12 protein-coding genes and 1 pseudogene are annotated in these 23,706 nt (G+C 55.4%); 4 read left to right on the forward strand and 9 right to left on the reverse strand.

The features are described 5' to 3' along the window. The first annotated feature begins 1,489 nt into the window (after positions 1-1,489). Positions 1,490-2,104: a hypothetical protein gene (locus U0023_RS01800; RefSeq protein ID WP_245272995.1), complete on the forward strand. Its 615-nt coding sequence runs from the start codon at positions 1,490-1,492 to the stop codon at positions 2,102-2,104. Positions 2,105-2,183: 79 nt separating this feature from the next. Continuing rightward, positions 2,184-2,664: pseudogene (locus U0023_RS01805) on the forward strand (IS66 family transposase); the annotation flags it as partial. Between the two features lie 2 nt (positions 2,665-2,666). Here the strand turns inward: U0023_RS01805 and U0023_RS01810 are convergent. From U0023_RS01810 to U0023_RS01840, 7 genes are all read right to left on the reverse strand, one after another. Next, complete coding sequence (locus U0023_RS01810; RefSeq protein ID WP_040638741.1) at positions 2,667-2,897, reverse strand: DUF6429 family protein; 231 nt, start codon at positions 2,895-2,897, stop codon at positions 2,667-2,669. A gap of 639 nt (positions 2,898-3,536) precedes the next feature. Further along, on the reverse strand, positions 3,537-8,804 hold the full coding sequence (locus U0023_RS01815; RefSeq protein ID WP_154661148.1) for an NACHT domain-containing protein: 5,268 nt from the start codon (positions 8,802-8,804) through the stop codon (positions 3,537-3,539). Between the two features lie 119 nt (positions 8,805-8,923). Continuing rightward, entirely contained in the window at positions 8,924-10,972 is a 2,049-nt protein-coding gene (brxL, locus tag U0023_RS01820; RefSeq protein ID WP_009764063.1) for a BREX system Lon protease-like protein BrxL, read from the reverse strand. Beyond that, the gene (gene pglZ, locus U0023_RS01825) at positions 10,969-13,299 is read right to left on the reverse strand and encodes a BREX-1 system phosphatase PglZ type B (RefSeq protein WP_009764062.1); all 2,331 of its coding nucleotides are present in this window, start codon (positions 13,297-13,299) and stop codon (positions 10,969-10,971) included. Before pglZ ends, brxL begins: the two co-directional genes overlap by 4 nt. A gap of 136 nt (positions 13,300-13,435) precedes the next feature. Beyond that, on the reverse strand, positions 13,436-16,648 hold the full coding sequence (locus U0023_RS01830; RefSeq protein WP_210161021.1) for an Eco57I restriction-modification methylase domain-containing protein: 3,213 nt from the start codon (positions 16,646-16,648) through the stop codon (positions 13,436-13,438). 296 nt (positions 16,649-16,944) lie between these two features. Continuing rightward, positions 16,945-20,394 (reverse strand): BREX system P-loop protein BrxC, encoded by a 3,450-nt coding sequence (gene brxC, locus U0023_RS01835; RefSeq protein WP_009764060.1) that lies wholly within the window; start codon positions 20,392-20,394, stop codon positions 16,945-16,947. Then, complete coding sequence (locus U0023_RS01840) at positions 20,391-20,951, reverse strand: BREX protein BrxB domain-containing protein (RefSeq protein ID WP_009764059.1); 561 nt, start codon at positions 20,949-20,951, stop codon at positions 20,391-20,393. The genes brxC and U0023_RS01840 overlap by 4 nt, the downstream gene beginning before the upstream one ends. A 1,045-nt stretch (positions 20,952-21,996) precedes the next feature. Between U0023_RS01840 and U0023_RS01845 the strand changes: the two genes are divergently transcribed. Further along, positions 21,997-22,167 carry a helix-turn-helix domain-containing protein gene (locus U0023_RS01845; RefSeq protein ID WP_407667366.1) on the forward strand — a complete coding sequence of 57 codons (171 nt, stop codon included), beginning with the start codon at positions 21,997-21,999 and terminating at the stop codon, positions 22,165-22,167. Here U0023_RS01845 and U0023_RS01850 read toward each other — a convergent pair. Beyond that, positions 22,091-22,414 carry a hypothetical protein gene (locus U0023_RS01850; RefSeq protein WP_009764056.1) on the reverse strand — a complete coding sequence of 108 codons (324 nt, stop codon included), beginning with the start codon at positions 22,412-22,414 and terminating at the stop codon, positions 22,091-22,093. The genes U0023_RS01845 and U0023_RS01850 overlap by 77 nt on opposite strands. 58 nt (positions 22,415-22,472) lie before the next feature. Then, positions 22,473-23,003: a hypothetical protein gene (locus U0023_RS01855; protein ID WP_009764055.1), complete on the reverse strand. Its 531-nt coding sequence runs from the start codon at positions 23,001-23,003 to the stop codon at positions 22,473-22,475. A 61-nt stretch (positions 23,004-23,064) separates the two neighbouring features. Between U0023_RS01855 and U0023_RS01860 the strand changes: the two genes are divergently transcribed. Next, positions 23,065-23,571: a TspO/MBR family protein gene (locus tag U0023_RS01860; RefSeq protein ID WP_009764054.1), complete on the forward strand. Its 507-nt coding sequence runs from the start codon at positions 23,065-23,067 to the stop codon at positions 23,569-23,571. Positions 23,572-23,706: the final 135 nt, after the last annotated feature.

The raw sequence follows: 23,706 nt of genomic DNA on the forward strand, positions 1-23,706 counted from the left end.
ATAGTTTAACGTAAAACTGTATTTAGGAGCACACTCGTGATGGCTGCCGGAGCAAATAACGATATTTCTCAACCAAAACTAATCACGCAGGTCAAACAAACACTTCGCATTACGAAGTAAGTCGCTTAAGAGTGGCATTCATAAACGGGTACAGAGAGCAATCAGACGTAGAAACGTGATACTGAGTACTGGCTTTGGAGATTCTTGTAGTCACTTGATTTGTCAAAATCTGTGATAGCTACCTGTCACACCGTCCTTGGGCAGCCGTGCCGCATAGACCCTCCTGTAATTACGATCTAAAATTGCGATTGTGTTCTGGCAGTATATGAAGATAAACTTGCGTATAAAGATACTGTAAGTCGACTAATGTCCAAATAGTTGAGCGGGGCGCAGAATAAGAAGGATGCCTTCGAGGGATACCTTTCAAACAGCTCATACAAAAATCTAATGTCGAACTCGAGGCAAGTATAATGACTTCAATGCCGCATCTGTCGGAGATGAATTAATGGTTGGAAAATCATGTGCTATCATCCTGGTGTTACTCGTTCCAACATCGAAAGGATATGCAGCGAGTCTTAACTGCACCCACAGCGGCAAGAATGTCAAAGCTGAGATCAGCAATCCTACTAGTCCGGCGGTCAGCTGCGACTGGAGTTGCTCATGGCTACTGGAATCCAATGAAACACACAGCGGCGACAGTTCTATAAACGTCGGACCAAAAACGACGATGACCGTTTACACAAACACGCTCGACAGCGTGGTAGCGTCTCTGAAATCCAAATCGCTGAAGTGCAAATGAGTAGCACATAAGTGTCGGTCAGATCAAAGCGTCGGCTGAGCTCGATAGGATCGCGCGCCGCTCATAAACGATTATTGATACAAACTTATTCTGCGGGGTTCTCTGCCGATTGGCTATCCTGATCTACACAAACGCGTCCAATAATGACAGACTTAAAGCACCTAACAAAACCGAGGTGAACGCGTTGGTTTGGTATGGCCAAACCTCTTGTTTCCCATGCTCTGTAGGCGATGATTGAGCCCTCCTTCCCCTGAACTGGCAAAGCCCAAAATAGGTCGGTCGCAGGTCCTCACTCTATCTCGACGACTAAGCATGTGAAACTCTCGAAAATTGGATCATCACGCTGAGCGGTCCGGGTTAAGTGACGGACGTCTCAAGATGCCGAAGAGCAAACCGGCGCCTACAAGTGTCTGCACCTCAAGCAACGATTAAACTCATTAAGACGCGTGATCGAGACCGCGCACCCGGAAATCTGCTCGCCTGCTTGACGACGGGCAGCTTTGCTTAGTTCATCTGCCCGCAGCGGTCCGATCCAACAGTCCCAACAAGCCGCACGAGCGCTGAAGTCGAAGACGTTGTCGCCGCGGAAATGGCAAGGTGGCGAACACGCGGCAACTTGCAGGCAGTTGTAAACTACTCCATCTCTGTCATTAGCACCCCCTGGTCGGACAGGGAACCGATAACGAGTAATTGATCGACAGCAACATGGGCAAAGACACAATGGCTAACAACACGGTCCGAAAAGAAGAATTGGGGGAGCTAGCCTTGCGGAATGCCGAGCAAATGGCGTTCCCGGCAACAGAATGGGAGGCGAACACCCTTGCGGAGGTTCTCGCCCTGCCGCGCGTCACTGTCACGCGGCCGCCTGAGGAGCAGTTGTTGGCCGCTGGCATGCTTCCATACGATTGCCATGCAAACTGTTTCGCACAGGCAGCAAACGATCCGGATCGGGTAAGCCGTCATGTTTGTGGGTGGTTGATTTACAGCTCGGATCTTATCTTACATTCGGTTGTAGAGACGCGCGGGCACTGGCATTGTCTGACGCCGCAGTTGGTGCGGGCACCTTCACAGTTCCAATTCATCCCCGACCCCTTCATCGAGTGGCTGGATACAGGTATTGGAGGCAGGCACGCATTTCGGAGTGGGGTGAGGCTTCCCAAGGCGCTTCGAAAATATCCCGCTTATCATCTTCGGATGAGGGATGAGCTCCACGATCTAATGGCATCGGGAATGTCGGCATTCGATGCCCGGGAAATGGTTGATGTCACCTTGGGCGCCGAGCTGAGGAGGATGGAACCCATTTGATTCAATGTGCCGACAGCTATCGGGCTCATCGCAATCTTTGACCATTGCTTGCGCAATGACCGCTCTAAAGTTCTGACACGATGCGCTGTTTGCGATTGAGCGCGCGATCATCGGCCGGCCGCCTGACGAGCGTCGCTCTGTCCGTGTGGCTCAGCCCAAACCTCTCGTCGACGATCTGGAGAGCTGGTTGCGGGCGCAGCGTGGACGGTTGTCGCCCAAGAGTGAGAGCGCCAAAGCCATCAATTACATGCTGCGGCGTTGGTCGTCGTTTGCGCTCTTCCTCGACGACGGGCGGGTCTGCCTGTCGAACAATGCCGCCGAGCGGGCCATCCGCGGCATTGCCGTCGGGCGCCGGAACTGGACCTTTGCGGGCTCGGATGTGGGTGGCCATCGGGCAGCGGCGCTGTACACGCTGGTCGAGACCTGCAAGCTCAACGAGGTCGACCCACGGGCTTGGCTGGCCGACGTGCTGGCACGGCTGCCGGAACATCCGTCCAAACGGCTCAACGAGCTTGCCCTGGACCTGGAAGGCGCTGCGGGACGAGCAAGCCGCGGCCTGATCTCAGGGCTGTCGCGTGAACAGCGCCTTGAAGAGCTCTTCGGCTTTCTGCAAGCCTTCCTCGGTGAGGACGACGGATTTGGCCTTATTGGCCGGATCGCAGATGAAACCCTTCTGGTAGAGCCGATCTGTTGCGCCCCAGTCAAAACTCTTCCAGGCCCGGCACCCATCGTGCAGCGTCAGCCACATTAGGGCGAGAACCGCCTCGTCGATCTTGTCGTAGTCGATCTCCATTCCGGCAGCTTACCACGCCACGACCGGAAATTCCGCGGTCCTCGGCGGATGCGTACTTGAATTGGACCGCTACTCCTTTGATCGCAGAGATCACGACACGCTGGATCGAGGACGGCACCTGCCTCGAATTGGTGCAATGGCAGCGTACCGTTCTCAGTCGAAGGCATAAGCTTGCGTCAAAGGTTCTTCAGGGGCTTTCATACGCGAACCACCCGGAGGGCATGCACATTTGGTTGCGACTAGGTGAGCACATCCGCGAGGAAGAGTTCGTGTCGCATGCACGTCTGCAAGGGGTCGCGGTGGCGAGGGGGTCCGCTTTTGCGATTAATCCGGCAGCACACAAGCCAGCGGTAAGGATTTCAGTAGGATCCACTACGGAGGACGAGCTCCATCGAGGGCTTACTGTCATTTCTAACCTCGCTCGCAGCAATCCCGAGCCAGTTTTGTTCGCTGTCTGAGATAGAGCTTAGCAATTGGTTCGAGCCACATGAGTGCTGGAACCACCCCAGGGCCGCCGGGTATGTGCCGATTTGCCAACCGACGCTCAAGTTCTCAGACATACCTGCAGCATCCTTGCTGGGAGAAACTCAGGCAGTGACTACGTCAGGTAGTGCACTGGGCGGCCGCACGCGCAATCAGTCAGAGCGAAGAAAGAGCAGCCTCAACTTGCCTTGCCTCAGGAACACCAAGCCGAACCAACGCAGATAGAATAGCGTCAATGTCCTGCCGCTCGGGAGCCCCAGCCGACAATGCTCCCGGCGAACTTCCGCGAACACGATCAATCCAAGCGCAGACACGACGTCCGATCCCATATTCGACCCAAAACACAGTGTCATCGCTGTAGCTGCGAACCCAAGACCGACCTCCGGCAACGAGAAGCGGAAGGAGTGATGGCTCAGGCGATACTTCCAATAAGTTAATGGTCACCAAAGCAACGAAGTAACATTGGCTACTATCCAGAAGGTCAATTAGCTGCGGCAGGAAGGGCCCGAGCCGCTCAATTGCGACTGGCGTGAGATAACTTGATGTTCGAGTAAGAACATAGTTGTTGAAGAAAATCACTCCGACAGCCGGCCCGAGATGCATCTCAATTGAGTTAGTTCGCGTGCCTACAAGCCGCATCCATCGCGGGGACACCTTCAGGCGATTGATGATGTGTTGGCGAATGCGCGGAGCCTCAGTTTCTAAGCTGCGGTAATTGAAATAAACGAGATCAACCGCTGGCAGAAACTCTGTTGTTACATCGAAAAAGGACTGATCTGGCAATCCAGTAATTCGGCTAAGAACTCTATTAATTTCGGCCTCAGAAAGGCCCACGAGAGTACGCGCAAACAGTGGATAGTAGTTGGCGTTCCATTCGCTTGGCGACTCCGAGAGCTCTTCCTCAGGTTCAAGACCTTGGCCGTTTAGACTTGCGGAGAAGTCCGCGTATGCCATAGCGAGTTCGCGCAGCCAAGGGCGCTTCGAAACATCAAGCAAAGGCCGCAGAGCGCCGATCCAAAGGGCGGCAGCTCGTTCGTCGACATACATATCCAGGTGTGCTGCGTATTCTTGAGATCCATTTTCCGATTGCGATGCAGACCCGGCAATTCGGATTCCACGCCGTCGGCGGCGTCGGACGGGCCGGATCTCCTTGGCTTCGAAGCGCGGCCAAGCCGGTTCCATGCTAGATCCATCAAGCCACGCGAGTTCATCTTCGACAGCCTTCGCGGCTCTTGCAGCGCATAAAGCGGAACGTCGCGTTGCCTCTTCCCCGCTATCATTCCAAAACCTAGCTGGTTGTACGGCAGCCGCGAATGCGCAACGCATGATCGCCTTCGGAATTCGTTCGTCAAGGCTGGCGAGGTCGCTAGCGGCGACAACGAAGCCATGCGCACCAGCTGGGCTTTCACGCGCGGCGATTTCCAGAAGGATCCGAAGGCGTACTGGGGTTGGGCCTAGTCTGTAGAGCTCTGCAATTCCAGCGAACGCAGTCGCGACTGGATTGAAGATCAGTCCGGCGCGCACCTCATGGGCAACGTCGCGAGGCTCACTGAGTGCGTCGACTAAGATTTTCTCGGCCCACGCGCCATGCTCGAGACGAAGATCGTCGCTGCCGTCTCGAACCGCGACCAGCGCGGCAGCTAAAACTCCTTTGCTGTTGAGGAGATTTTCATCGTCATCGTCGGCGTTGTCTGAAGCAGAGGTTTGCGCTTGAGCCCACACAACACCCTGAGCAGCGAGCTCCTGGGTTGAACGCGAGGCGTCATCTATAGCAAGCAGGAGTGCTGCCCGCACATTCGCCGATTCAAGTCGAGTTGCTGACTTAGCTTTTAGGGCTGCCACATGCGTCGCCTCGGACTCTGGTGGCACGTATACAAGTGATGTCTCCGTTGTGCCATCTGCACATTTGCTCTCACGCTCAACCCAGTTTTTTGGGTTGATCAGGTTCAGCTCATGTTGTGCCATAAACCTTGGATCAGCGAAGTCCGAATCCGTTTCAGGCATGCCGAGGCGTCGCGAAGCCGACTGCAACAGCCCCTCAAGCTTTATGCGAAGACTCTCTGGGCCCAACGCACCGTACACTTCTATGAGCCGCTCAAGGGGCACATGTCGCGATAGCCGCCGGCTTAAGCTCTCGCGAGTTGCCGCGCCAATTGGCTCCTTCTGCAAAGCAGCCAATCCGTCTCTGTCTGGGCGTTCAGTTTGATCGTACATCAGACGCGCGCGGTCAAGACTGACGAGTTCCGGACAACCAAGGAACGGGATGGCTGCGGCCTTTGACTTGGGCCAATGGGAAATAATCAGATCGATAGCGATCAGAACAATCGCAGCCGATGCGTTTCGGGGACCAAGTACATCCTTAAGGACTGTGTCGAAGTCCTCACCCGCATCAATCCGCTGATGAGCCCAAGCTTCCATTGCCATGAGGCCAGAGCCAAGTCCGTAGTAGTTGCTTTCCCCACGCGACCAGCGATAGGTTCCGGTCCACGGGAAGAACCGCTCACCGTCCTCAAACAGGATGAGAAAGCCATCATGGCCGGGATCCCGCTCACCCGCTCCAAACTGAATCGCGTGTTCGAGAAGCCGTCGAATGAGCGCGAGCCCTTCATCCGGCGCGTGGGTCAACAACTCGAGGAAAGGTCCTTGAGCTGGCGACGCTGGCAAAAACTCATGATCAAGGAATTGGAACGGTTCCTCGCGCCCCCGTCGGCGATAAGTGCTTCGATCCTCTCTGTCGTTCGCAATTAATTGCTCGGCCGTTAGCGCGGCAAGCTCTTTTGGTGCAGCCTGGGCAAGAGTGCCACGGAACTTCATGATGCTAGAGATGATGTTCCTGCCGTGCTTGTAGGTCCGAACGCGATTCACGTAATCAACCGCCAGGTCGGATCTCTTGTTGCAAAACGAGAGGAAACCAGTACGTATCTTGTTTGTCGGCCCGCCCCCTTCACGATAGCTAAACCGACCGCTGTAGGTGCGTGGTGGAGCCCCTGGCGTTCCGTCCTCTTCAAGTTCGACGAGCCAAGCGTGGAGCCAAGCTACCAAGTTTGGCGTGAGCTGGCCGTGTCCGAAGGTTCCTAGCATCCAACTGGTGTAGAGTTCTGCCACATCGCCTAGCGCCTGAGCCGGCAGCTTCGTACCGAGCTTTAGGAGCCAAATTATCAGTTGAAGCCAGGAAGTACTCGTCGGCACAAATATGCCCGCCGGAAGTGTGGCAGGCTCTACCCCGAATCGCACGAGCAACTGGGAGGCTGGTTCGACATCGACGGCTATCACGGTCCGGATCAGTTCACGTAGAAGAACAGCGTCGTTATCGAGCAGCCGTGTCGCCTCGCGATCCAGCAGAGTGTTTGCGGTCTCTGAATGGACAATGGCCAGTATCGCCGCGCGTCTCCATGAGCTGTGAACACCGTCCCTTGACAACCGCTCGAGGATTGCCGCCCAGCGATTATCGTCTGCCTTCCGCTCGAGCGCAAAACGTGCGGCGAGCTCAATACCCCGCGCCAACACCGCCGAGGCGGGCTTGTCAAGCGGAAGCTTCTCGAAGGCCGCCGCATCTCCGGCAAGGAGGTTACCTATGGCCCATTGCCGAAGCACATCATGACGGAAGGTAACCCGATCATTCCCTAGATCACGAAGCGTCTCGCACTTTACCAACGCATCAATTGGGGTCGGACTTTCACCTCTGACGTCCAGAACAAAGGCTCCTCCTAGGGCTACTTCGGCAAGCGCTCGCAAAAGCCTTGCGCGCTCGCGGTGACTATCGTTACGTTCGCCACCCGCCGAGTTCCACCACTGCTCCGCCATATCCAGTTCAGTCGTTGGGGTCACAACCCTTGCTGGATGACCTGCAAGACGAGATAAGCGATAGAGATTGCGGACGACTTCGCGTGCGGGATGGATGTCATCCAGTAGACCTGCTAGGCTCGGCTCATTCTCCTTAAGCTCACCTATCTCTGCCTCGCTGAGTTCCTCGATCATGACGGGTGGAGCAGTACCGAGCGCCTTGACGGCATCAGGGTCCAGCCAGCTGGGCTCGTCGACGCCAAAGTTGCGACGGGCCGTCGCGACAACTAAGATACCGGGAGCCTCAGCAGCTGCGCGCACGAGGTCGTTTACGGTTCGCCTCTGTTCGTCACTGAAGGAGTCAAGGTTGTCTATGAACAGCGCGGAGCCGCCATCCGCGGCTAGCTCCCCGAGCAAGTCTCGAGCAGTTCCCTTGAACTCTAAGACGCTCCTCATGGCCATCCATCCGCGCGGCGGGGTTCTCGCTGGACTGAGAACGAGGACGCGGCCCTCCGCACCGAACAATTCGGCAAAGTGTTTCAAGACACCTGACTTGCCAACGCCAGCGTCGCCCCGGATTTCCACGTAGCGTCCACGTCCGAGCGCATCGTTCACGGCTTCGACCCGTTCCGTCCGAGCGAGGCTCGTGGTGCCGATACGATCGTCGATGTCGGCAAGAGCTTGGGAAGATGCTTCGGCGACTGCGGCTCGCACGTCTGTGAGGCGCCGATCCGCGGCAAGACAGATCGACTTGCCGACTAAGTCTGCACTGAGACGTTCGTGGTCGCGGTCACCGCCGTCCGCGGCGATCTCTTCAGCGAGATCGGTAAGGATGCTCCAGAGAGACGAAGCATTTGCCGCGTCTTTGGGCGGGAGAACGCGAACAGCTCTCTCGCGTGACAATTCTTCAGCGGCCGAACCGACCGCTGTGTAGTCGAAGATCAGAATTTGAAGTCGCGCAAGAACCTTCCAAACGGTCTCGTCATCGTAAGGACCTCTTGCATCACGCAGATGATTTCGCATTGTCTCGACAAAGGTTCGCATGTCAGCGTTGCCAGTCCCGGATCGATGCAAACGGTCGAAGAAGGACTGAGCAGAGCCAAGCTGCCGCGCCCACCGGAGCACGTCCTGGTATGCGCCATCGATCTTATGGGAGCCGCGGGCAGCGGCGATTGCTAACTCGTTCCGCCCAGTCCAGAACTCAGGCTTTCGCATGGCCGTTGCAATCTGGCGGGCGACCTTCTCGAAAACCCCGTCACCTGGCGAAAATTTAATGCTGCGCTTGACCTGAATCTGTAACGTTGCCAGGCGCCCAGTCGTATTTTCGTGTGCATGGATGACGACATCGTCCAGCGGGTAGCCGTCCTCCCCCCTCTGGAACTCGATGCGATCAATGGTTGTCCCGGGGAGCCCACGAGGCTCGGAGTGAGCGAGCATCGTTAGGAGATAATGAGCGCCGACTTGGCCCTCAAACCGAGCGCCAGCCGGCCCCGTCGAAGCTGGGCTCGAACCACTCAAACTTTCTTCGCCGTTTTCATCGAGCCTCTCCATCGCGGCCAGGGTTGAAGCGCTACCATTTATTTTCAACAGCAAACCATGGGTTGGCAGTATCAGAGCCTGTTTGAGAATAGCGAAAACCACACTATGCAGAGCTCGCAACCGAAGAGCGCTACAAAATTTTTGGGCCTGCAATGAATTCTCAAACGGTCTCTCAAGATCACCTGTTAATCAGAGTAAGGCGACAATTTTTAAAAGCTACTTCAGTCTTCTAGCGCTTTGAAAACGGCATCAGCCGCATCTTTATAGAACTCGATACTAATCCGCGTCCACAAATCGTCAGGAAGCTCATTGAGCTGCTTCCGCGCCGATACGGGAACTAGCAATGTCTGAGCCTGTCGGTCAACGGCAAGTTCGGCAATACGCACAGCATTAGGAATAATTTCTACGGACCCTCCGAGGTTCAGTGATCCGGCAACGATTGTGCCACCTCGAGTGTTTTTCCCGAGCAATGCCCCACAGAGAGCGACAAGTACAGGGAGACCTAGCCCTGCACCTGACTTGTCTGAATCCATTGCCCGCATCTGTATGGAAAACTCCTCCTCGCGGGGATTACGGTCACCAACAAGTTCCTTGGATCTTGTGTACAGATTCTGCTCTCCAACCCGAACGCTCTCCCGGAAAGCTGGTGGCGCTGGTTGATTTAGTATCCTTGCACCACTGCCTGGGCCACACGTTACCTCAAGCCTATAGAGTCCTGGGCCATTTTCAGCGACTGTTCCAACTGCCCAAACCTGCCCCGGAGGCAGAGGGTCCGTTTCAAGCGCCTCGTCGCTCTGAAGCTCAGGTGTTGAGACAAACTGTTCAATCCCATCAAGGCCAAGGGTATAGCTGAAATGGGTATTTCGGAATTCGCTTTTGAACACTCGCTTCTGCTGTTCCTTAACACGGCGGCGAGCTTCAAGAGAGAGTCTGAGTATCCACTCGAGATCTTCGTCGGGAATATTCACATCCGGATCAGGATAAAGCAGCTTCGCAATGCCATTGAACGTTTTTCGGACGGCTTCTATATCGCGGCCGCTTAACGCCCCGCCCAAGTGAACTTTCTCTAACGCTGAGATTCGATTCATGGATCTCAATTTGGTCCAACATTCACTTAGAAAGTCACTTACCAATCCAAAGTGATTGCTTAGATGCTCGGTCGGGCTGAGCTTCGGGAAGTCCCATCCTGGGATATACGCATGAAGTCGATCCATGAATGCAGTGTCATTGCGCATTTCGGGCGGAAGTGGGCTGAGAAGATGACCAAACCTCTGCTGTTGTTCCAGATCTACGTCTAGATTGCCAACCATCATGATGCTGCCGTCCGCGCGGATATTCTCCCTGCCGCGACTGAACTGACCAGAGGCCATGTAGCCTTTCATAATGTTTACTCCGTCCTTTTGGTCAAAGGACACACCGGCAATCTCGTCGAAGCAGACTATGTCGTACCGGCAAACTAGACCTCGTTCACCCGACGAGTTGTTTACGAACATCTTTGCCACAGTCGCCTTGCCACCTGAAATCAAGTGGCTATAAGGTGAAATTTGCTGGAATAAATGGCTCTTTCCAGTACCGCGAGGCCCCAGTTCTACTACATTATAATTAGGTTCAACAAACGGAACCATTCGCAGGAGCATTACAAGCTTTGCTCGATGAGAGAGTGATGAAGGCTCCAATCCGACAGAGCGGATCAGAAAGTCGATCCACTCGGCAGTCGTAAACTTTTGGCGGCCACGAGCTAAAGCGTCCAGTGCGTCAGACTTAGACATCTGTATTGGCCGGAGCGCCTCAATGCCAAACGGACGCCCACCCTGCTGTTGGGCAATAATAGCATCGTATGCGAGCGTGATCTCAGCGAAAAAGCCATCGGTTAATATCCGATCATTGTCACGGACTGCATTATCGTCGATCCGCACATCACGAAGTGCAAGGCTGGGAAGTTCGGCGACATAACAGTCATTCTTAGTGTCGAGCCGAGCCTTAATGATATCGATGATTTTGACGGATCCTCGGTCTCGAGCCTGCGCTTTGAACAGCTCCTCTGTTCCGGTTCGGACCGTACGATCCCTGAGCTGCTTTTCAACGATCTCGAGTCCTTCGGTAATCTCAGTCTCATCTACGCTAGCGCAGTATCGGCCTAATAAAAACTCTACAACGTAGGTCGGTACAGGGTACTGGCGAGCATAGCGCCTGACGAGATCCTTGCGTACCAGAAAGCCGTCGAACGCAGAAGCCGCCAATCGGTCAAGGTGATCCAGTACCATTGTCATTCGTCAATCCCAACTGTCGTAGTCCGCGCCTCTATAATTCCACCATCTCTATCGAGAACGACAACGACTGCCGCTGCTCCGATATGACTCTCATCGTCTACTACGAGGCTGGCTTCACCAGTTGAACTCAACTCCTTGCTGGCAACAGCAATGGTGGTATTGGGCTGATTTCTGTTGAGACGCAGGTCTACACTTAGGCCTGGATGCGAGGTTTCAACAGTTACCCTAATCCGGAGGCCTCGCCACGCCAAACTCACAAGCTTGGCACTCACTGTCCCAATGCCGAGCCTTATCCTAAGGTCTGGGATAACACACTCTTGCGGACTGATCCCACCGTGGGCGTATTCCGTGCCAGCCAAGTAAGATCCGATGCCCGGAGGCATAGCTATACTTGCATGTGAATCCCAGTACCACGAAAAGGTTGTAGCATCCGGTGATGCACCCGGCTTTACTGAAGCACATCGAGCCCACTTCGCAGAAGTCACTGACTTAGGCAGAGCGACCTTCGGCAAGCCTTCAGGTAAAAGCAGCCAACCATGATCAGTAACAATCCGAATTTGCTTCCAGCCAACGGCATTGAGTGTTTCGACGGTCGCAATGAGATCCGCTAGTTCGAGATCGATCTGACGAGCGAGCCCAACTCCGAGCTTGTGGCCAAGTTCATCCAGACTTCCTATTTCGCACCACCCGATTTGGCCGGAACTGGCCGGACCATGTGGATTTTGCCCATCGATGTGTGTGATGCCGATTTGCCCTAAGACTTGCCGCAAGCGCTGCGTTGTAGCCAATGAAGTTGGGTCAGAAAGATAAGGGCAAAAATCTTCCGAGCTGCCACCCGGTCCAACTTTGCCAGGAATGGGCATCGCGAGTGGCTTCGCCGTTGGTGTGACGGTCGGCAGTGGAGCAAACCGATGCCTGATGTCGCATTTGAAATTGAGGGCCGCCAGTCTTTCCTTCAATTCGCATGCAACATCAAATCGGAGGCCATCCACGAATAAGATGCAGGTACCAGGCTCCGCGTCAAGGAATGCCGACAACGCGGCTACATTGCTCCCTAGCGGGGTGAGTAGACTTTGAAGGTGCCGTGCAGAAGCGTCCAACCAAGGACGGTAGATTGAGTTAAGTACCTTATAGATCAGGGGCGCGAACTCACGATGCGTGGTCGCCCATTGCATCACCTTGAGCGCAGCGTAGTCACAGCGCCAACCGTGATCTGCATAAGTCACAGCAACCGCTTCTGGATTAATGCCCCCGATCGGCACACGTGATAGGCGAGCCACTTCAGAAAGAGGCTGCATGACTAATGCGAGTGGACTCTCCCCTAATTCGGCCCAAGGTGTACCGCGCCGCTCGGCGTGCTCAACCTCCAAAGCTAGGATCCTTTCACAGGCGTCTATATGTGACAAATCTGTAACCGCCTCGAGACCAGATCGGAGCTCGCCTTCTGCCTGCTCATTGAGTCGGGGGTGCCGCCCAGTTGATACGAACAGATCTGCATAAGAGTTCTTCAGGACTGTTGAGAGGCCGGGATAAAGCTTCGGGCTTTGGCAAAAACGCCGCCAAACTGAAGACCAAGTTGCGCCATTATCGTTCACAAGCTTCTCACCAGCAGCCGCCGGCCCGTCAGTATCCGGGTCGAAGCCGTACGTTTTGGTGCATATCTGGCGAAAAGAATGCCAGCGACCCTCATCGCAACGCTGCCGAAAGGCTTCAGAATCGCTCATCCAAGTCAGCACTTCACCCACCGGGTCTTCAACATCGAGGCGAAATAGAGCTTCAGAATCGATTCGGTGCCCCAGTAACGTGATCAGCGGTTCCACCGCAATCCTTGGCAACATGTGTAGAATTGCTTTCCGAGTGGAAGTGTCCTTGGCTATGTCGAGCCCTAACACAGCCTCAAGAAACGCCTCGACAGTCCAGTCCCGGCCGTTTCGCTGATGCCAAACTGTGCCTCGATAGACCAGCTCTACAAGCGGCTGCAGTTCGATTGGACAGTCCTCAGCGGAGCGTAGAAGCGCACGTGGAACTTTTGGAAGGTACAGTACCGGCACTGTTCCGAGCGGCGGCACGTCTGCAATAGTTCTGTCGACAACGCACTTAAGCCAAATCGCTGGACCAGATTTTAAGGCAGGATCGTATGTTCCGAGCACGTACGTATACGGCATTAATCGGCGCAAGGCTGGCATGATAGGAAGCCAGTTTGCGTCGGACTCGGTCCACAAGATAGCCGCTGGTATGGCCACACCATCTGCAGTCTGGATGGAGGCGGCGAGGGCTTGTTGAAGTGCCTCCAGCAGCGTCTTGGGTGTGGTCTGGGTGTCCGACATAATCGGGCGCTTTCACTTTAACAGGAATTCAGGCGCGGCATTCACCGCTAGTTACGTCCAATCAGCATATCCTGGCATCCTCTTCGGCGTGCAATTAGACGCTTAGTAGAGAAGCGTGAGGCTTGTTCGCGACAGCTCATCTTGTAGTACCTTTCAGAGAAGCCTTTGCTACTCTCGCTCTTTCCTTCGCAGCTGTCGTATAATGAAGATTATTCCAGCGTTTCCCATCGAAGACGCCGCTACCTGCAAAATCGGCAGCCTTTCCATCCCAAGACCAAAACCAAGGGTAATCTGTTGCTACTCTATCTTCGCTGGACTCGGTACCGCGGTCCTTGTCCCACGTGATGTTCGGCGTGACACGGAGGATGCACGCATCTGCCTTCCTCCCCTCTAACGTCCGTGCAACCATGAACGGACGGATGTTGGCTCGAACACCATCGTTGACATCTGGGTCCCAACCAACAGCCTGCAAGTGCAACGGTTTCCATCGTACAAAGAGATCGAATGGCGGTTCCCCGGCTACAATTGCCTCTAAGCGGGATTTTAGGTGCTCAGCCGCGGCAAGACGGCCGTCCGCACCTTCGACGCCAGCCTTTTGGTCTTCTCGCTGCTGATCAATCCAGTCGCCTAAGTACGTATAAATCAACTTCTCGAGCGTCCGCCTACCTTCGCCTTTCGCACCCGCGAGCTTGTGATAGTTCAAAAGTGCATGAAATCCATCGGCCCGCCCGTCCCAAACGTGCCAGATGAAGGGCCTGTCGCGGAACGTCTGCAAATGGCGCGCGAAGAATTGGTCCCGAAGGTACTCGTCCAACGTCTTCTGTCTGGCTCCCTCAGAGGCAAGAAGTTCCATCAGCTTCGAATGAGACCATTCTGTACCGTACGCTACAGCGAGCAAAGCAGTTAGCCGATCTGCAGCTCCTTGCTGACCCTTAATTGGCGTGAGGCAAACGATGCCACTTGTCTCGACATAATCCTCTAATCCGTCTGGACCTAAAGGCGGGGACTCCGCAAAGGACACACCAACTTGCCGTGGCCACAGATATCCGAGCAAACGTGCAACGGCCACCTGAAGTGGTTCATCTGAGTTCTTAGGTTGGCCGGTAAACAGCCACTGAGTTGGATCAGATGTGTGTGGGGTTGGAAGGGCATCGGCGTATTTCTCTGCAGCCACACCTTTCCAATGGGCTAGGTCAAACGGCACTACCTCGAATGTACCGTTGTTAACTTTCTTTCCCGGTTCAATCTTTCGGACTGTATTTGCTAGCTCACGCGAATGTGCGAACGCCAGAAGTGCACCAACGGCAGAACGGTCGCTTGTTGAAATGGCACATACATTGCTATCGAAAGCGTCACCAAAGTAGAGTGCTGTTGGGAGATGCCGCATTTGGCTGACGGCTATTCCGTATTGCCCCCATGCTTGAACACCCTGGCGTCGAGCTACCGCCGCGCCCCCGTCCTCCCAACGTATTATCTTTGTCAAACCGGCAACAAGCACGTCTGAACTACCTGTTGTCTGCATGAACTTCCATCCATCATGCTCCGGAACCTCCCAGAACATTCTGACGAGTCTGTCATCGTCACCCGACTTTAGGCCCTGGCGAGCTCTTGCATGGTACCCAATCACCGCTCTGTTATTATCGAAAGCGCTATCGTCGACCAGCATGATCCGGGATCCCGGCCGCGCAAGCTGCTTAGCTTGTTGGATGAATGCGACCTGCCCGAACTCTATCCGTCTGAGCTTATCCTCAAGCGCCGTATCCTTTGTTGCATCTAAGGCGAAATGCTGTGCAGCTTCGGTCGGCTCTATCGCATTAAGGCAAGCCAAGGTTGCTAGTGGACCTCGATCTCCATACGCCTGCCAGGCCTCCTCTCCGAGAGTGACAAGAAATCCGATGCTAGATTCTCTAAGGATTTTCTCTCTGAATTTGATGTAAGCCGCTTGAAACAAGGAATTTTGGGGAAATACTACGATCTGGGTTCCACCAACCGCAATATTGCTGAAGTTTTTCCTAATGAAGACCGTGGCAAGGTCTTGCTTAGCGTCTTCAAAATTGTTGTCACAAAAGTCAACTATATTTTGATGGGCCTTTCCCCTTCCCAAATAGGGAACGTTTGTAGCTACAATTGTATATCGATTATTTAACAATTCAGCTGCCTTTGACATACCCTGGGCAGCTACAGCGACCTCAGTGAGCTCATCGTTGCCATCAGCGAGGGCCTTCTGCAACAAAGGCTCGAGCAAATTGAAGTCGGCTGCAAAAATGTCGCCGCCGGCTCGACGCGGATCAATGAGACTGCCAAGCCATGGCGCCTTCGTGAACAGATCATATATCCGCTCCAGTCCGGTTCGGATTCTGGACGAAAAGATGTCGTCCTCTCTTCCAAGCAGATCGCCTGCAGGAGCCAAGCCTTGCGTAACTGCAGCTTTTTCGCCTAACCGTAACCACTCCTGCCTTGGCATACCGATGGCAAGACCGGAGCAGGCGAGGTGCAGTTTGGGTAGTGGAGCATGGCGTTTGAGCATCCGCCAAGCAGCAAATGCCAAGCTGAAGGCAGCGATCTGCGTACAGCGCGGATCAATCTCGAGCCCATAGATGTTGTCGCGCAGCACCGCTGTAACGGCTTGGTCTTTCGTTAATTGCTCTTCTGCCGAACGTAAGGCGACGAGGATAGAAAAAGCAAAAACTAGAAAGTGACCAGATCCCATGCACGGATCCATCAGGGTGATATCCTTGGCCGCCTTTGGCCAACTCTCGAATATTCCAGCCGCTGGACGCCAAGCGCCTTGGGCGGAGTCTTCTCGCACGAAACGCAGATAGGTCCACTCAACTCCGCCGACCGCGCAGGCTGCACGTAGCTCATCCTCCGTCTGAGCAGCAATTGCAAGCGCTGGATCTGCAGCTAACACCTTACCTGCCCACCACGCTCCGAGTGTGTTGTGCAGCAGGAACAAGACCATATAATCTTCGGTAAAGAGCTGGGTGACGGCCGGCAGCTCCTCAATCCCGATCTTGTTACCAGACCTGTTGGCTGCCTCTCGCTGGTCTGTCTGCCAAAACTGATAGACCCAACCTAGGCTGTCATCTGCCTGAAACATTGCCGCAGGCAGTGACTTAAGCAATTGCTCTAAAGCTAACCGCGTTTCTGGGGGCATCGCCAAAGATAGGACTGGATCATCCGTGCGAAAGATCTCGGGCAGCATCCGCTGGGCATAGTTGGCGGCCAACTCCAGCCAGTCGGATCCCTGTTCAAGCGCTAACTCCTGCATATCCTCCATTGTGAGCGACAACTCACTTCTGGGCTCAATTAGCAGGTTATTCTCCGCAAGGAAGCGGGCGAACAGCATGCGATGCCAGTGCTCATATGCACACTCGGCAACTAAGCGTTCTGTCGACTGCCTTCCATTTTGCTCGCGCCGATCACCTAGCTGACGCCCATGTGCCCGAAGCCGGTTTCGGAGCCCACGCTGCTCAGGGCTCATATGACCCCATGGCTCATGATGAGCGACAGCCAATTGATCGACCGCCTTTCGCGCGCCAACTTCCGCCACTCGGCGAGCCTGCTTAACCTTATTTTCCAGATCTCGCCGTAAATCACGCGACAGGGTTGTAGCCATATCCTGTGTCCCCGTTCTGGTTAATATTAGCCAATGAGCACAGGGCCGTTGTCGACCGCAGCAATCAGGGTACTGCGTGCCCTGGTGAGCCAAGCCTCAACATCGGTTGAGGTGCGTAACGTTGCTCGCTCGAGTGCAATAGATCTGACCTGTGGCTCCAGTAACCGTGCTGCCAATTCCAGAGCTTTTTGCACTCTCCTTGGAATTGCATCATTTTCTGCCTTAGCTCCAGCTATCCCCTTCTCGTCTAGCCGGTGAAGTAAGGCCTCATCGTTTTGTAAGTTAGGTTCAACCGGAGGCATCAGTCCTGTCTCTGCGAGAATTGCGTTTTGCTGTTCCGACGAAACGGCCTGCCAAAGGTCATTGCCGGCCAACTCCGCCAATGCCCTATCATAAAGAGCTTGATGTTCTCCATGTAGACGACCAACAGCCTCTCGAAGGAGAGCCGCCAGTGCGGCGCGAATAGGTGCGACCGGGTCCATGGGCTCCAGAAGTAGACGCTCTGAGCGGATCGCCTCCATTTGCTCGAGGTGCTCCTGCGCGCCGTCCAGCCCAACAGCGTGTCGCGCCATTCGCGTGACCAACCGCCACGCTGGAGATCGGTTAGCCGCAAGATCGCGTGCTTCCCGCCACTGCGGAATATTGTGGTTCAGAATGTCAGCCTTTGCCCGAATGGCAGCGAGCTGTTCCTGGCCAATGAGACTCTGGAGATCAGTAATCTCCGCCACGCTAGGGCACGGCGGCAACGGCGCTTCGCCGCCGGCTTGTGTTGCGAGCTTTATGAGCTCCGACAGAAATTCGGGCGCTTTTAGACCTAACTCCTCCGTTTTGCTGGTAATCTCCAGCGATTGGTAGAGCTTACGCAGTACCATCTTATCTTCAAATGTAAGCGAGCTACCCTCCTTTCGAAAATCGGCCTTTGCGATTTTGTTTTGGTCAAGTTGGCCAGCAGAGAGTGCTACCCCATTCAGGACAGCAGTCAGCATATCCACTCGGTGCAGTGCGATGAGGGCCGCATCGATAGCATCCTTGGGCCAGCCGAACGGGCTACCTTGAAGATCCTTACGCAGATCGGCACCGGTCCTACCGGCCCCAACTGTAGCAAGGACCTGCTTACACACTGCATGCTCATGGGTTGGACCAGAGTACCCGACGACCTGGAATGGAGAGTCTGCGCCCTCGCGGGCGCGTTTGATTACTGTCTCCCAATGCGCTGCGTCACCCTCATCGAATCGGGGGAAAAGGCGCACTAGCGCATCATCAGCGGCCGCCTGGATCTGCTCAGGTAGGCTAAGGCGCGTTATTTCGGCTCCGCCGCCCTGGAAGACTCGAGCGTAGGAGACTGTCTCTTTCACTAGGCGATCTAACATGCCAGCGGCCTGTGAGAGGCGGCTCTCCATGCTGAGCTTGGCTTCCTCTCCCTCTCGAGTCGAAGGAATCCCCTTCGAGTCCAGAGTCTGCTTCGCAGCAACAGCGTCGATGATCAGCCGCCGAAGCTCCTCTGGCGAGCGCTGGGGAATGAAGACGAAGATCGTTGCGCTCTCATTGCCAGCTGCGCGGGCTGCCTCCTCCACTTGCTTAGCACTACATGACCAACCATCACGGATCCAAACATAAAGGGAGTTATTATCCGCAGCAGGCGCCGTGTCACCGCGATGGATAATGATTTTCCGTGCGACTTTCGACGCACCATGTAGGATGGTTTGCCTACTAATTACCGACTCAACTTCGGCGTATAGCAGCTGGTCCCGCTGAAAATAGATCGACGTCGTATTACTCAGAAGTCGAGCCTGCTGGTTCTTGAACTCACGATCCCATTCGGCACCCTCGCGTGTCTGAAGCCTAAACTCATCTTCGACCGGCATCAAATCGCCACGGTCGGCGAGGCGCTTGAGCACATCCTCCACTTCGGCGCGCAACTTTCCATTATCTGCAGCAAGATCGTCAACCAGGAGATCAGCAATATGCTCCTTAGTCGCGCGTACGCCGGTATCAAGGCCGGCGTCGCGCTTGAGCTTATTGATCAAGAACACAACCCCGCACACGCGAGCAGCCAAGGAGCCCAGATCATGACGCACTTGAATGATGCGTTCATTTATCTCGCGGAGCAGCACCCCTGTGTTAACCATTTCAGGAGCGAGAGCCTCGTAAAGCTCATCGGCCGGAATCACGACACCTAGATGCTTCTGAGAGCGCTTGGCTAGTGCATCGTGTATGATACGGAGCTGGGACCGAAGTTGGCTCTGCGTACCTGCAGCATCAAGCTGACGGAAACATTCGTCAAAGAATCGCCGTCTGACAGGTAGCATTGGGTAATCATCAACTATGATAGCACGGTCTTCCTCCCGTTCCGCAATTCGGGTTCCGCGCAGGTGCCTCGATACTTCACCCGCGTGATTATCGAGAGCTTTCCGGACCTCTGTCAGAGCCGCTGGCTTCTTCTGAAGCAGAACCCTTCGCGTTACCGTCTCAACATCAATATCCGATAGAGGAATAGCAAGTGTGAATCGGCCCATTAAGCGACGCAAGTTACTAGTCGCACTTAGAGCACTCTGACCCGCACCTACAATCATAACCTTGCCATCCAATTGCTTCGAAACGGCTTCAGCCACTTCGCTAACCAAGATAGATCGATCATGAACATCAGCGATGTATTGCTGTATTTCATCAAGCGCCAGGAGCGTTAGAGGCATCTGCCCATCTCGTCCCTTCAACTTCAGTGCTTGCCGCGCAGTGTCCAAGAACTCCGCGGTCGTAATGTCAGCTCTCTGCTGTGGGAACTGTGCCTTCAGCAACTGTCGCACTTCACCTTCGGTAGATCCGAGCCCTGGGAATGCAGCCAGCAACGCCCTTCCAACGATTGGGCTCACATAAAGATTGTTCAGCTCTGCATGGAAGTTCTTTCCCGCGGCCTCTACCGCGGCGCGAACCTCCTCCAGCTTGCCTTGGGAGTGAAGCCACAGACAGAACCTCGCTGCGGCGTACTGCTCCGGCAGGTCTGCAGCGCGCAAGATGACAGCTAGTACTGTCAAACGGACAGCGTCGGTCCCACCGTTCGGCATAGCGCCCGCGGCAGCAAGCAACCCTCCGGAACGACGCCCTTGAATATCGAGGTCTCGCAAGAGTTCCTGAACTTCTTCCGGAAGTCCGACAACTAAGGTTCGGGCTGTAGAGCCATCGGGGAAAGGTGTGTTTACCCAGAGATGGCACGCAATCTTTAGAAATAGCGACTTACCGCTTCCATAGAAGCCCGAGACCCACGCGCCTTGAAGGCTCGTCCCACCGGCCAGAAATGTCCTAAGGATCTTTATAAGCCCCTCAGCATAATGCCCCTCGCAGACAAAACTCTTCAGCTCCTCCCGGAGCTCCTCCAAAGCTTTCTCTGCTTCTCTATCGTCAACTAGTCGCGCCTGTCCGTTGTTTGCGAGACGAGACTGGCTGGGATCGCGCTGCAAGACGTCCTTCAGATTCATCATGGCTCTCCTCCGTTATGTAACGTGATTGGCACTGCCAAATAGTTCCAGCCGTCACGAGCATCTAAAAGGCGGTAAGTATTGTCTTCATAGTGCCCTGGAAAGAACACCAGAAGGCGCCCTCTGACGTCTGCCTCTATTAAGCTGAGGACTTTAGAAATTCGTGTGAATCCGAAGAGAGATCCTGTTCCCAGCACAGCAGTAACAGTTTCCTCGTGACCGTCGTCGTCAGCTAGAGCAGCTCGAATTTTGTCAGCGACAGCTGTAGCGAACTCAGCTTCTAATTTCAGCTGAAGGTCCTCTGGGGCCTCAAAGTACGCTTCTCTGTATTCGTCAGCTGCGATCCATTCGGAGAAGGCATTTGTGAGATCGACACATCGCCATTTCTTATTCGCCTGAACAGTTGCTAGCTGAAAGTGATCGAGGCGCGCTCTAAGTGTCCGCTCCATTTCCTTCTCATACACGAGAATTATGATGCGCTGCGCGCCTGCAACGGTCTTCTGCCACGGCAGGGAGATGTGGCGCTTGTAGGCTTCAGCTAGATCCTCGATGCGCGCCATGCTCAACGACTCCGATGATTGGGATCAAGGCGCCCAAAATCCAATGTGACAGCATTCTCTGCCACGCTCATGTTGATCAGGTGAAGACGGTGCGCTTCACTAGCTAATTGAAGCGCTTGTGGCTCTGCACAGTCGAGCACAGCGATCCAGCCGCTCCGAAGTGCGTCGGTATCGTTGAACCCTGCCTGGCATGCGATCCAAAGCGCAAAGCTAATGGCACCGGGAGTGGGCTGGACTGGTTGCCTGGTTTTGAAGGTGCGGCCGGTTAGGTGCCCAGATTGAGTCCACGAGCTCGCTGTGTTTCTGAGGACCTTATCTAGGATCCCTTCGTTAAGACGTCCTGCAACGGCTTCATCAAGCTGCTGCCGAACGGCGCCTCGAGGCAGCTCGTCACCATTTCGAAGGCTCAGGATCGCTGGTGCGGTTGCAAGCAACAGAGGATCTCGAGCTAATGCGGCGAGAAGGGCCAGCAGCGGACGCCCAACCTCGTCAACCTGCCATAGGCGACGTAAAACCCGAAAGAGCGAGACTCGCCGATCTAGGGCATAGAGCTCACCCAATCGCTTGTACGAGAGACGGCGTGTCGCCACTGTCGATTTGCCGAGGCAATTCTCCTCCACAATGCGCTGAGAGTACCCAGCACGGTCGGTATACTCAGGCGCAGAGTTTAAGAGTGCGTCCAGATCTTTGGACATGATTGTTCTGCTCGTATGCGTCCCTCCTGCGCGCGGCCGCAAGCCTTGAGCCTCAGCTTCGGCAAGCACCTCTTGTGAGGGAAAAAAATCTTTATTCGACAGCTTTATCATTAGTGTCAGCTCGTGGTTCGCCGCTAACTTTGCCGCCCTGCCTCGAGTTGTCAACTCAACCGGCCGGCAAGTTTGCCGGCCCTTCGTAGTAGGTAGGAGCTACTTCTTGTGGCCGTTGATAGCATTTCACGAACTGATAATGTGGATTCGGCAGATACAGCACTAGAGCGTGCATCGTTTGCATGGAATCAAGATGGCTGATTCCATAGGGTTGGCTGTGGTGGGCCGGGGGGCATCCCATGCCAGATCCTCTGTCTCGAGACCTGCGTGAGCGGATCGTGCGTGCGGTGGAAGGTGGATCTTCCATCCGGCAGGCGGCTTTGCGCTTTGAGGTCAGCCCGTCGGCTGCTGTGAAGCTGAGGCGGCGCTTTCGTCAGAGCGGCAGTCCAGCTCCGGCCCGCTTTGTGTAGCCACGTTGACGACGTAGTCCTCGCAGCCACCCCGCAGCAGCGACAGGAAGTTCAGGCGCGATTTCGATCGGCTGGTGCGGAAGACGCAAAAGCGTTCACCGCCAATCTGGGTGGTCACCTCGGGACGACGGGCATGGCGCGCATTGGCGTCATCGTCGGTAAGGTAAGGCGACGAGACCAGGCCGGCCTGTAGGACCGCATTGTCCTCCTGCGCGAACGCCTCCAGATCCGTGGTGAGCAGGCGCACAACCTCGCGCTTGGAGATCGACAGGCCGAGGCCGTTCAGCAGATCGGATGTCAGGCGCTCAGTGGTGACCTGACCTTGTGTGCAGGGCCAGGCAGAACCGGCGCACGCCAGGCTCGAACCCGCCTGTAATCCCCTCCGGCAGCGGCGCGATGAGGGTCTGGCCTTCGGGCGTCACCCAGCGCTCCCGTCTGTAGCGCACCACCTCGGCGGCCAACACGAGATCCCGATGCACCAATGTCTTGTAGCCTTTGAAGCGCGAGCTGGGCGGAGCCTCGACTGGGATCGTCACCTCGCGCGTGACCCAATCCCGTTTGGCGCCGCGGCCTGGACGCCGGCCTGGACCAGCAGGGCGCGGCTGATTGGCTTTGTCCATGCCGGAGGGTTTGAAGGGTGGGCGCGGCGGCAGGTGCTTGAGCCGGGCGATCTCATCCTTCAGAGCTTGGTTGTCGCGGCGCAGGTTGCTGTTGTCGAGACGTAGTTGCTCGACCTCTTGCTCCAAGCGATCGACCTTACCGGCCAGATCCGAGACCAACTGGCGCAGGGCCGTCGAGGACAGGGGGTTGCTGGACCTACCGGGCGGCGATGTCATGCCTGGATTCAGGTTGCGTCACAAGGAAAAACGGTGCGCACGTCATAAAGGGATTTCGAGCATGCATACAGACCAAACTGCGCCGGGCAGTCATGCAATGCCGCGGTTTCCACGATTCCTGGTGGCCGTGCTGCCCGTGGTCGCATTGGCCGTGTCGGCGAGCCTCGTCACGCAACCGAACATTCCGACTTGGTATGCTGGCCTGCAGAAGCCCGGCTTCACCCCACCGAACTGGGCCTTCCCAGTCGCCTGGACGGCTCTTTATGCCATGATGGCCTATGCGCTCTGGCGCATTCTGAGTTTGCCGGAGAACCGGCCTGGCCGCTCGGCGGCCATCGTCGCGTTCTTCGTGCAGCTCGTTCTGAACGGCTTATGGTCCTTCGCCTTCTTCGCCGGCAAGAGCCCGCTGGCCGGGCTCGTGGTGATCGCGCTGATCGTGGCGATCCTCGCCACGATCAGCGCTTTCTGGACACTCGACCGCACGGCAGGCCTGCTGCTCGTGCCTTATCTCGCCTGGGTGGCTTATGCGACCCTGCTCAACGGGACGATCTGGCAGCTGAACGGTTAGTCTCGTATCTCATCTCCCCCTGACCTCATCCTGAGGAGGTCGCGGAGCGACCGTCTCGAAGGAGTGTCTAGAGTGCACTGAATCCTCCTTCGAGACGCAGCCTCACGGCCGCTCCTCAGGATGAGGGCTGAGAGT

Source organism: Microvirga lotononidis (assembly GCF_034627025.1).
Classification (GTDB): domain Bacteria; phylum Pseudomonadota; class Alphaproteobacteria; order Rhizobiales; family Beijerinckiaceae; genus Microvirga; species Microvirga lotononidis.